Annotated in this window: 11 protein-coding genes; 3 read left to right on the top strand and 8 right to left on the bottom strand. The window is 73.0% G+C overall.

From position 1 onward, the window contains the following. Positions 1 to 2 precede the first annotated feature (2 nt). Positions 3 to 371 carry a hypothetical protein gene (locus tag FGE12_RS04405; protein WP_228530574.1) on the bottom strand — a complete coding sequence of 123 codons (369 nt, stop codon included), beginning with the start codon at positions 369 to 371 and terminating at the stop codon, positions 3 to 5. A gap of 11 nt (positions 372 to 382) precedes the next feature. Then, entirely contained in the window at positions 383 to 1,312 is a 930-nt protein-coding gene (locus tag FGE12_RS04400; protein WP_153865001.1) for a hypothetical protein, read from the bottom strand. Positions 1,313 to 1,465: 153 nt separating this feature from the next. Here FGE12_RS04400 and FGE12_RS04395 point away from each other — a divergent pair, with 153 nt between their 5' ends. Beyond that, the gene (locus FGE12_RS04395; RefSeq protein ID WP_153865000.1) at positions 1,466 to 1,696 is read left to right on the top strand and encodes an allantoinase; all 231 of its coding nucleotides are present in this window, start codon (positions 1,466 to 1,468) and stop codon (positions 1,694 to 1,696) included. A 3-nt stretch (positions 1,697 to 1,699) separates the two neighbouring features. Here FGE12_RS04395 and FGE12_RS04390 read toward each other — a convergent pair whose 3' ends face one another. Both FGE12_RS04390 and FGE12_RS04385 read right to left on the bottom strand, forming a co-directional pair. Then, positions 1,700 to 3,100, bottom strand: a complete 1,401-nt coding sequence (locus FGE12_RS04390) for an NAD-dependent succinate-semialdehyde dehydrogenase (protein WP_153864999.1) — start codon at positions 3,098 to 3,100, stop codon at positions 1,700 to 1,702. Between the two features lie 91 nt (positions 3,101 to 3,191). Further along, a complete protein-coding gene (locus tag FGE12_RS04385) occupies positions 3,192 to 3,983 on the bottom strand; it encodes an SDR family NAD(P)-dependent oxidoreductase (protein WP_153864998.1) in 792 nt (263 codons plus the stop codon). 133 nt (positions 3,984 to 4,116) lie between these two features. Between FGE12_RS04385 and FGE12_RS04380 the strand changes: the two genes are divergently transcribed. Next, positions 4,117 to 4,644 (top strand): hypothetical protein, encoded by a 528-nt coding sequence (locus FGE12_RS04380; RefSeq protein ID WP_153864997.1) that lies wholly within the window; start codon positions 4,117 to 4,119, stop codon positions 4,642 to 4,644. Positions 4,645 to 4,686: 42 nt separating this feature from the next. Here FGE12_RS04380 and FGE12_RS04375 read toward each other — a convergent pair whose 3' ends face one another. Both FGE12_RS04375 and FGE12_RS04370 read right to left on the bottom strand, forming a co-directional pair. Continuing rightward, entirely contained in the window at positions 4,687 to 5,202 is a 516-nt protein-coding gene (locus FGE12_RS04375) for a MarR family winged helix-turn-helix transcriptional regulator (protein WP_153864996.1), read from the bottom strand. A gap of 10 nt (positions 5,203 to 5,212) precedes the next feature. Further along, positions 5,213 to 6,079 carry a CPBP family intramembrane glutamic endopeptidase gene (locus FGE12_RS04370; RefSeq protein ID WP_153864995.1) on the bottom strand — a complete coding sequence of 289 codons (867 nt, stop codon included), beginning with the start codon at positions 6,077 to 6,079 and terminating at the stop codon, positions 5,213 to 5,215. A gap of 99 nt (positions 6,080 to 6,178) precedes the next feature. Here FGE12_RS04370 and FGE12_RS04365 point away from each other — a divergent pair, with 99 nt between their 5' ends. Then, the gene (locus tag FGE12_RS04365; RefSeq protein ID WP_153864994.1) at positions 6,179 to 7,402 is read left to right on the top strand and encodes a PLP-dependent aspartate aminotransferase family protein; all 1,224 of its coding nucleotides are present in this window, start codon (positions 6,179 to 6,181) and stop codon (positions 7,400 to 7,402) included. A gap of 2 nt (positions 7,403 to 7,404) precedes the next feature. Here FGE12_RS04365 and FGE12_RS04360 read toward each other — a convergent pair whose 3' ends face one another. Both FGE12_RS04360 and FGE12_RS04355 read right to left on the bottom strand, forming a co-directional pair. After that, a complete protein-coding gene (locus tag FGE12_RS04360; RefSeq protein WP_153864993.1) occupies positions 7,405 to 8,763 on the bottom strand; it encodes a sigma-54 dependent transcriptional regulator in 1,359 nt (452 codons plus the stop codon). Continuing rightward, positions 8,760 to 10,091 (bottom strand): HAMP domain-containing sensor histidine kinase, encoded by a 1,332-nt coding sequence (locus FGE12_RS04355; protein WP_153864992.1) that lies wholly within the window; start codon positions 10,089 to 10,091, stop codon positions 8,760 to 8,762. Before FGE12_RS04355 ends, FGE12_RS04360 begins: the two co-directional genes overlap by 4 nt. Positions 10,092 to 10,095 lie beyond the last annotated feature (4 nt).

The raw sequence follows: 10,095 nt of genomic DNA, 5'->3' as shown, positions 1-10,095 counted from the left end.
GCTCACAGCCGCAACCTCCAGCTGCCCGCGTGACGCTCCACGCGCAGCACCTGGGCCTTCACGTGCTCACCGTACTGCATGCGGGCGCGCACCAGCACGGCGTCCGGGGTGCGCCCGTCCACCTGCGAGGAGAGCACCTCCTGCAGCCGCACCGCGTGCTCGTTGAGCTCGCGCACCGACTCCGCGCACGCGGCCGCGTTCACCAGCAGGGGCGCGAGCTGGGCGCAGTCGCCCGAGGGCAGCGCCGTGAAGAAGCGGCGCACCACGGTCTCGGCTGCCTCCCCCGGCCCGCTCGTGCTGGAGCAGGCCGGGAAGAGCAGCCCGGCGGCGGCGAGCAGCGCCACCGCCGGGACACGACGAAGAGAGCTCATGCGCATCGGCACTAGTAGCAGTTGCCCGCGTAGAGCTCGTCGTCGCTCGCCGAGGTGAACTGGTCGTCGCAGTACGCGCTCGCCAGGGCGTGGCCGTTGCGCACGCAGCCGTCGTGGTTCGTCGCGTCCACGGTGTACTGGGTGTCGCCGCCGCAGCCGCCGCCGCAGCGGCCGAAGCAGTTGCCGTACACCTTGGGGCGGCTCCAGTGGTCCGGCTCGCCGCACTTCCAGCCGCTGCTGTAGTAGTACTCGTCGCCGCTGCAGGTGCCGTGGTTGCCGAGCTGGGCGATCTGCTGGTTGATGGTCGCGTCGAAGCCGCCGTGCTGACAGTCGTGCTTCGCGTACGAGTACCAGTTCCAGCTGCTGCAGCTGCCGGTGTAGGCGCCGCCGCACTTCGCGTAGCTGCAGAGCATCGTGTAGCCGCGGCCGCGCTCGCCGAGCACCGTGCGCTCCAGCTCCACGCTGGACGGGTGCTCCGCCCACAGGCTCACCGAGCGGCGCAGGTACTTGGCCGCGGGGCTCGCCGCGTCACCCTGCGGCAGGTCGCGGTTGAGCGCCGCGGAGAAGCCGGCGAGCACCGCGCGGTCCTCGTCCACGATCTGCGTGTCCGCGCCGTTCGCCTCGGCAAAGCCGTCCAGCGAGCCCGCGCCGTTGGCCGGGTCCATCAGCGCGTTGAGCGCGAGCCCGTGCAGGCTCACGTCCACGCTGAACACGCCGGGCTCCACCTCGCGCGAGCGGAAGGCCACCACGTCGTCGCCGGAGACGAAGCGCCCCTCGGCCGCGCCCGCGCTCTCCTGCAGCGAGAGCGTGCCCTCCTTCACCGGAGCGGCCTGCTCGCCGTCGATCTCCGGCGAGACCTGCTCCTGTGGGGCCTGCTCCTGCTGCTCACCACAGCCTGCGAACAAAACGGACACCGCCAGCATCGCTACCAGTCGCTTCATTGCGGACGCCTCCTTCGGGGGAGCCACGAACCGCGCAGAAGCCTTCTGGAAGGTTGACACGCCAATCAACGCGTGGACGCACTGCGTCGCTCGCTACTCGACATGTCGCAGCGCGTTGCGGGTGACCGCGCGCAGGGCTATGCGGGGAGCACCATGCCCCTCAAGCTCGTGCGCGAAGAGTTGACGCTCGTCTATGGCCTGCAGCTCTTTCGCGGCGCACCCGAGGGCGCGGGCCTGCCGCACGCGCACGTGACGGTGCAGGGCCCCGGCGGCCAGGAGGCCTCGCTCGCGCTGCACTCGCTGCACGGCACGCGCGAGGAGCTGCGCCGCCAGCTGCTCGAGTCCATCGACGCCTTCTTCGATCTCGTCGAGCCCGCGGAGTAGCGGCTACTCGGAGAGGCCCGGGGGCTGGCCCGCCTGCGAGCCCTCCCACCACACCGTCTTCACGTTGCAGAACTCGCGGATGCCGAACGCCGCGAGCTCGCGCCCGTAGCCCGAGGCCTTCACCCCTCCGAAGGGCAATCGCGGATCCGAGGACACCATCGCGTTGACGAACACCGAGCCCGCCTCGAGCCCCGCGACGAAGAAGTCGCGCTCGGCCGCATCGCGCGTCCAGACGCTGGAGCCGAGGCCGAAGGGGATGCCGTTCGCGCGCGCGAGCGCCTCCTCGCGGTCGCGCACGCGGTAGAGCACGGCGACCGGGCCGAACACCTCCTCCTTCGCGATGTCCGAGTCCGGCGGCAGGTCCACCACCACGGTGCCCGGGTAGAAGTAGCCGGGCCCGTCCGGCATCACACCGCCGGTGAGCACGCGGCCGCCCGCCTTCTTCATCCGCTCCACCTGCGCGTGCAGCTCCTTGCGGATGCTCTCGGTGGCGAGCGGCCCCAGGTCCGTCTTCGCCTCGAGCGGGTCGCCCATCACGAGCCGCTGCATGCGCTGCACGAAGCGGTCGCGGAAGGCGTCGAAGATGGCGTCCGCCACGATGAAGCGCTTGGCCGCGATGCAGGACTGGCCGTTGTTGATGATGCGCGCCTTCACCGCCGTCTCGGCCGCCTTCTCCTGGTCCGCGCTCGGCATGACGATGAAGGGGTCGCTGCCGCCCAGCTCCAGCACCGACTTCTTCAGCGCGCGCCCCGACTGCTCGCCCACGCTGCGCCCCGCAGCCTCGCTGCCGGTGAGCGTCACGGCCTTCACCCGCCCGTCGTTGATGAGCGCCTCCACCCGCTTGCTCCCCACCAGCAGCGTCTGGAAGCAGCCCTCGGGGAAGCCCGCGCGCTTGAACACGTCCTCGATGGCGAGCGCGCAGCGCGGCACGTTGGAGGCGTGCTTGAGCAGCCCCACGTTGCCCGCCATCAGCGCCGGCGCGGCGAAGCGGAACACCTGCCAGAGGGGGAAGTTCCAGGGCATCACCGCGAGCACCGGGCCCAGGGGCTCGTAGCGCACGTAGCTGCGCTCGGCGTTCGTCTTCACGTCCTCGTCCGCGAGGTGCCGCTCGGCGTTCTCCGCGTAGTAGCGGCACACCCAGGCGCACTTCTCCACTTCGGCGACCGCGCTGGCGAGCGTCTTGCCCATCTCCAGGGTCATCATCCGAGCGATCTGGGCCTTCTCGGTGTCGAGCAGCTCGCCCGCGCGCGCCATCCACTTCGAGCGCTGGGAGAAGGGAGTCACGCGGTGGCGGGTGAAGGCCGTCGCTGCGAGCGCGAGCCGCCGCTCCACCTCGGCGTCGTCGTGCTCCTCGAAGGTCTCGAGCACCTTCCCGCTGCGCGGGTCCACACTCTTCATCGCCATGGTCGTCGCCTCTCGTTCGGGGCTCAAAGGTGCGTGCGGCTGGGGCGGGCGTCATCCGCGCCCTGCCCGGCTGCCCGGCAGGCGGAGGAGCCTACTGCGGGCGCGCGCTTCGCCACTGCTCGCGCCAGGCGGCGAACTCGCGGGCGACGAGGCGCGCGTCGCTCAGCCCGCGCGCCTCCTCCGAGCAGAGGAAGAGGATGGGCTCGGCCATCACGTCCGGCGAGAGCAGCCCGGCGCGCGCCTCGGCGGGGAGGCTCTCGGGAATCATCCCCGTGTCGGTGGCCCCGCCGGGCAGCAGCATGTTCACCGTGATGCCGTGCGGCGCGAGGTCCTGCGCCATGATGTGCGAGAGGCTCTCGGCGCCGGCGCGCGAGGGGCCGTAGGGGACGAAGCCCCGGCGCCGCATCGTCTCGTGGTTCATGCTGATGTTGACGATGCGCCCCGCCCCCTGGCGCAGGAAGAGCGGCACCACCTCGCGCGCGACGAGGAAGTAGCCGGTGAGGTTCGTGTCCACCACGTCGCGAAAGCCCTGCGCGCTCACCTCCCAGAAGGGCTGCGGCTCGGTGAGGAAGCGCGGGTTCACCGTGCGCATCCCGATGCCTGCGTTGTTCACCAGCACGTCCAGCCCACCCCAGCGCTCCACGGCCTGCGCGACGACCGCCCGGATGGAGCGCTCGTCGCGCACGTCCAGCACGCAGCCGTGCGCCTCGCCTGGCCCCGCGCCCAGCGAGCCCCGCGCCCGCTCCACCCGCGCCACGTCCCGCCCGGTGAGCAGCACCCGCGCGCCGGCGCCGTAGAGCGCCCGCGCCATGGCGAGCCCGAGGCCCCCGGTGGACCCGGTGACGAGGACGCGGAGGCCGGCGACGCCTGGGGGTGGGGGCATGCCCGGGAAGATGCGATGTCCCTGCGTGCCGTGCGCGCGGCGCAGGGCCCACTGCCGGGCGAGCGGGCACTCGGGCCGCGCCGTTCCCCCGAGGACAGGTGCAGCGGAGCGAACATCGGCGCAGCTTCGGGGCATGCACTCGGAGCAACGGCGGCGGCAGCGGCGCGAGCGGCAGCAGCGCCTGCGGGAGCGGCGCGAGGAGCACACCCGGCGCGCATACACCCTCCTCGGTGAGGAGCTGGACCAGGCGAGTATGTCCGGCCTGCTCATCGGCTTCTCCGAACCCCTCACGGCACTTCTCCCGCGTCCCCTCGTGCGCGAGGCCTACGAGGCGCTCCTGCACGCGGCGGCGCTGGTGTGGAACGGGGCGCGGGCCTTCGAGGGAGAGCGCCTCGCGCACGAGCTCGCCCGGGCGGAGGCGCTGGTGCAGCCCCTCACGCGCGCCTCCCTGCGGGAGCTGCGCGCCTGCCTCTTCCAGCTCGCGCGCGAGCGCCGCATGCGCCACGCGCAGGAGCCGCGCTACGTGTCCGGCGTGGAGGTGCTCGACGAGGGCGGCGAGGACTGGCGCGTGCTGGTGAGCGCACGCCTCCTGCCGAGCGACGAGGAGCTGCGTCCTTCCTCGCTCGTGGGCGAAGGGCCGGGCGAGCACTTCATCGTGTGAAGTCCCCTCTCCCTCTGGGAGAGGGGCAGGGTGAGGGATTGTTCAAGCGCGGGACCGGCGCCGCTTTTGGGCTACGGCGGCCCTCTTCGCAGGCGCCTCGAGCTGGGCGCGCGCCTCGGCGATGCGCTTGCCGAAGGACTTCTTCTCGAGCGCCTGGATGGCCTCCTCGAGCAACTGCGAGAGCGGCACGCGCAGCTCCGCATCGAGGCTCGCCGCGGCGCCCGCCGTCGCCTCCCAGCTCAGCTGCAGCCTGGGCAGCAGCGCGCGTCCCTCGGGGCCCAAGCGAATGAGGCGTTGGCGTGCGTCCGTAAGCCCGGGCTCCGAGGACACGATGCCCTCCTTCACCATCAGCGCCACAGTCTGGGTCGCTGCGGGCTGGGTGATGCCGGCGAGCTGGGCAATCTCGCCGATGGTGAGCGGCTCCTTCTGCAGCAGCGCGCGCACCACTGGGGTGTAGCGGGGGCGGTAGTCGAAGCCCTGCGCCTCGTAGGCCTCGGCCACGGCGCCGTCGAGCAGCTCGATGAGGTGACGCAGCTGGGTTCCGAGTCCACGCGGCATGGGGCCCCTCCTACGCCGCGACGGCCGGGGCCGTCGAGGGCTGCGAGCCACGCGCCCTCCGCGCCAGCGCTACCACGGCGAGCGCGAGCACGACGGCGGCCACGGCGGAGGCCTCCAGGCCGTACTGCCCACCGGTGAGCCACTGCGGCTGTCCGTGGAACACCGGCGTCCACAGGCCCGCCGGCGCGTGGCCGCTCACGCCGAAGCCGAGGCTCTGCTGCGCCCAGTTCCATCCGAGGTGCACGCCCACTGCGAGCGCGAGCCGCTGCATGCGCACGGCGCAGAGCCCCAGCAGCAGGCCCGCAAGGAAGGTGTTGAGCATCGCCAGCACCAGGCCTGCGGCACCGAGCTCGGGCGGGTAGGTGTGCGCGAGGCAGAAGAGCACCGCGAGCAAGACCTGGCCGCCGCGCCTGCCCAGCCCATGCATCGCACGCTGCAGGAGGTAGCCGCGAAAGAGCACCTCCTCGAAGAGCGCCACGCCCAGCATCGTCCACGCTCCCTCGAGCAGCAGCGCCACGCCCGCCTCGGGCACGCGCGCGAGGTGATAGCCGCCCGTGAGCCACACGATGAGCGCAACCAGCCCGAGCAGCGCAGTGCCGCCCACGAGCCCCACGCCGAGCTCGCGAGCAAAGCGGCCATCCGGCGTGAGCCCCAGGCTCGCGAAGGGCCGCCGCTCCAGGCGAAGACACACCCAGGAGGCGAAGAGCGCGCCGAGGAAGGCGAGGTACTGCTCGGGCAAGAAGTGCCGCACGTCCGCAGGCAGCAGCCGGCGCACGAAGATGAGTCCCGCAGCCCCCAGGGCCGTCAGCACCACCGCGCCGAGCATCTTCCAGCCACTGCGCACACTGCCCTGCCCATCGACGAAGACGGTTCGCATGGGGTGTTTATATAAGCGCTAATCCAATTCGTCCAATCCATCGCGGCGATATGCCGCGGACGGCGTCAGCGTAGGGTGAGGGCAAGGAGGCTTCGCCCGATGGAACGCAAGGGACGCAAGACGTGGTCGCTGCTCACGCAGCTGCAGCACACGGCGATGGAGGAGGCGGAGGCGGCGCGCGCTGGTCCCGCGGTCTCCGCGCCCATTTTCCAGACGAGCACCTGGCGGCTGCGCACACCGGAAGAGGGCGCGCGACTCTCCACCGACGTGCACCCAGCCGCCTATTACACGCGCTACGGCTCGCCGAACGTGCGCGGCGTGGAGGCACTGGTCGCGGAGGCTGAGGGCGCCGAGGCGGCGCTCGCGGTGGGCTCAGGGATGGCGGCCATCTCCACCGCGCTCTCGGCCTTCACCCGCGCAGGCGACCACGTGGTCGCGCAGACCGCGCACTACACGGGCGCGCTCACGCTCCTCTCCGACTGGCTGCCGCGCGCGGGCGTCACCGTGACGCAGGTGAACCAGACGGACACCGCGGCCTTCGCCGCGGCAATGCGCCCCAACACGCGCCTCGTCTACGTGGAGACGCCCACCAACCCCACGCTCGCCCTCACGGACCTCGCGGCGGTGGCGGAGCTCGCGAAGGCGCGCGGCGCGCTGTGCATCTGCGACAACACCTTCGCCTCCTCGCTCAACCAACGTCCGCTCTCCCTCGGCGTGGACCTGGTGGTGCACTCGGCGACGAAGTACTTCGGCGGCCACAGCGACGTGACGGCGGGACTGCTCGCCGGCCGCAAGGCGCTCATCGACGAGGCCTGGGAGCACGCGCGCGTCCACGGCCCGGTGCTGCACCCCTTCGAGGCGTGGCTGCTCGCACGCGGGATGAAGACGTACCCCTTGCGGCTCGCCGCCCAGAACGCGGGCGCGCTCGCACTCGCCCAGGCGCTCGAGGCCCACCCCGCCGTGGCGCGGGTGCACTACCCCGGCCTGCCGAGCCACCCGCAGCACGCGCTCGCCCGCAAGCAGATGACGGGCGGCTTCGGCGGCATGCTCTCCTTCACCGTCGCAGGCAGCGACGAGCAAGCCTACGGCCGCGCGCTCGCGGTGCTCGAGCACGTGGAGCTGTGCATCCCCGCGGTGAGCCTCGGCGGCACGGAGACGCTGCTGGTGCACCCGGCCTCGCTCATCTTCGGCCACCAGCCGCCCGAGCAGCTCTCGCGCGCGGGCGTCGCGCCGGGCCTCCTGCGCCTCTCCGTGGGCATCGAGTCCCCGGAGGACCTGCTCGCGGACCTCACCCAGGCCCTCACCCGCGCGGCCGCGGCGTAGCCTCAGCCCTCCGGCTCGTCCGCGCCGCCCAGCCCGTACTTCTTGAGCTTGTCGTGCAGGGTGACGCGGCTGACGCCGAGCGCGCGCGCGGCCTCGGTGCGGTTGCCGCCGCTCGCGCGCAGCGCCTGTGCGACCAGGCCCCGCTCATAGGCGTCCACGCGCTGCTTCAGCGTGAGCGCCGCGCCGCCGTCTCCGGGCGCGGGCACCGCCGCGCTCGGCAGGAGCGAGAGGTCCAGCTCCCCGTCCGGGCTGAGCGCGAGCAGGCTCTCCAGCGCGTGCTCCAGCTCGCGCACGTTGCCCGGCCACGCGTACGCGGAGAGCCGCTGCAGCAGCGCAGGCGAGGGCGCGACCGGCGCGAGGCCGAAGCGCTCCTCGAAGCGGGAGAGGAAGTACTGCGTGAGCGCGGGGATGTCCTCGGGGCGCTCGCGCAGCGGGGGCACGCGCAGGTGCACCACGTTGAGGCGGTAGTAGAGATCCTCGCGAAAGCGCCCCGCGCGCACCTCCTCGGCGAGGTCGCGATGGGTCGCCGCCAGCACGCGCACGTCCACGCGGCGAGAGCGCTCCTCCCCCACCGCGCGCACCTCACCCTCCTGCAGCACGCGCAGGAGCTTTCCCTGCAGCCCGGGCGAGAGCTCTCCGACTTCATCAAGCAGCAGCGTCCCGCCGTCCGCCTCGCCGAAGAGGCCGGGGCGCGCGCGCACCGCACCCGTGAAGGCGCCCTTCGCGTGGCCGAACAGCTCCGCCTCCGCGAGCTCCGCGGTGAGGGCCGCGCAGTTGAAGCGCACGTACGGGGCACGCGCGCGGCGGCTCGCGCGCACCAGGGCCTCGGCCACGCGCTCCTTGCCCGTGCCGCTCTCGCCGCTGATGAGCACCGTCACGTCGCGCGGGGCCACGCGCCCCACCAGCAGCGCGAGCCGGCGCATCGGCTCGGACGCGAACACCAGCGTGCGCGCGAGCGCGAGCTCTCCGGACAGCTGCTCGTTCTCCTGCGCGAGCCGCACCGTCTCCAGCGCGCGGCCCACCACCGCGAGCAGCTCGTCCGTCTCGAAGGGCTTGCGGAAGTAGTCGTACGCGCCCGCCTTCATCGCCTCCACGGCCTGGCGCTCCGAGCCGTGCGCGGTGACGAGCACCACGCGCGGCGCCGGCGTCTGCGCCTGTAGGCGGCGCAGCAGCTCCATCCCGTCCAGGCGCGGCATGCGCAGGTCCGTCACCACGAGCGCGAAGGGCTCCTCGGCGAAACGTGCCAGAGCCTCTTCGCCGTCGGCCGCCTCGGCGACGCGGTGCCCCTCGGACTCGAGAATCTCGCGCAGCGTGTAGCGCAGGGCCGCGTCGTCATCGACCACGAGGATGCGCGCGCTCATGCCGCGGCCTCCTCGGCGCGCAGCGGGGGCGCCGCGGGCAGCCACAGCTCGGCCACTGCGCCGCCGCCGGGGCGCGCCGAGAGCTGCAGCTCGCCGCCGTGCTGGCGCGCGAGGGCGCGCGCGATGGTGAGCCCCACCCCGTTGCCGCGCGCCTTGGTGGTGACCCCCGGCTCGAAGAGGCGCGGCAGCAGGCCCGCGTCGGGCCCGCGCCCGCGGTCGAGCACCAGCACGCGCGCGCCGCCGCCCGGGGAGAGCCCCACCTCGAAGGCCACCTCGCCACCGGCGGGGCTCGCCTCCAGCGCGTTCTGCACCAGGTTGATGAGCACCTGCTTCACCTTGCGCGCGTCGCACTGCACCGTGGCGCCGCCCGGGAGCAGGGAGAGCGTCACGCCGCGCTCCTGGGCGAGCCCCTCGTGCAGGCTCACCACCTCGGCGCAGAGGGCGGCGAGGTCCGTGGGGGCGGCGGAGAGCGGCAGCAGGGGCCGCGAGAAGGTGAGGAACTCCTCGAGGATGCCCTGCATGCGCTCCACCTCGCCGCGCAGGATGGCGAGGCGCTCGGCGCCCTTGCCCTCGGGCACGTTCTGGGTGAGCAGGCCGCCGAGGCCCTTGAGGCTCGCGAGCGGGTTCTTCAGCTCGTGCGCAATCTCCGCGCTCAAAGCCGTGAGCTCCTGGGTGCGCTCGGCGTGCGCGTGCAGCGCGTCCTCCTGCGCGCGCACCGTGCGCAAGAGCACCGCGTCGAAGCCGCCGCGCAGGCTGCGGCCCACGGTGGCCGCGAACAGCAGCGCGAGCGAGAGGAAGCCCGCGTGGAAGTACAGGTGGGTGAGCGAGGGGGCGGCGCGCGTGCCCCCTCCGAAGGCCTCCGGGTTGAAGTCCGGCAGGCCGTGGCCCGCCCCCAGCAGCGCGAAGGCCCACACCGCGACGAGCGCCGTGCCCACCAGCCCGAGCACGAGGCGCGGCGGCAGCAGCAGGCCCACCATCAGCGTCACCGGGAGGAGGACGTAGAGGAAGGGGCTGGAGAGGCCTCCGGTGGCGAAGAGCACCAGGAGGATGCCGCCCACGCCGAGGGTGAGGTTGAGCGGCACCGCGCGCCGGGTGAGCCCCTGGCGCCGGTAGCGCACCACCTCCACCGCGAAGAAGGTGGGGATGAGCACCAGCACCCCGAGCAGCACGGTGCGCCGCCAGGGCGCGGGCTCGAGCAGCGCGAGCCAGCCCACCAGCGTGCCGAGCAGCGGCAGCGCGAAAAAGCGGGCCCACACCAGGCGCCCGAAGAGCCGCTCGAACTCCTGGTGCTGGATCTCCCGGAAGCCAGCGGGCTGCGTGGGCCTCATCCTC

The sequence above is a fragment of the Aggregicoccus sp. 17bor-14 genome (assembly GCF_009659535.1).
Classification (GTDB): Bacteria; Myxococcota; Myxococcia; order Myxococcales; family Myxococcaceae; genus Aggregicoccus.
This window is presented reverse-complemented; position numbering and strand designations above follow the sequence as displayed.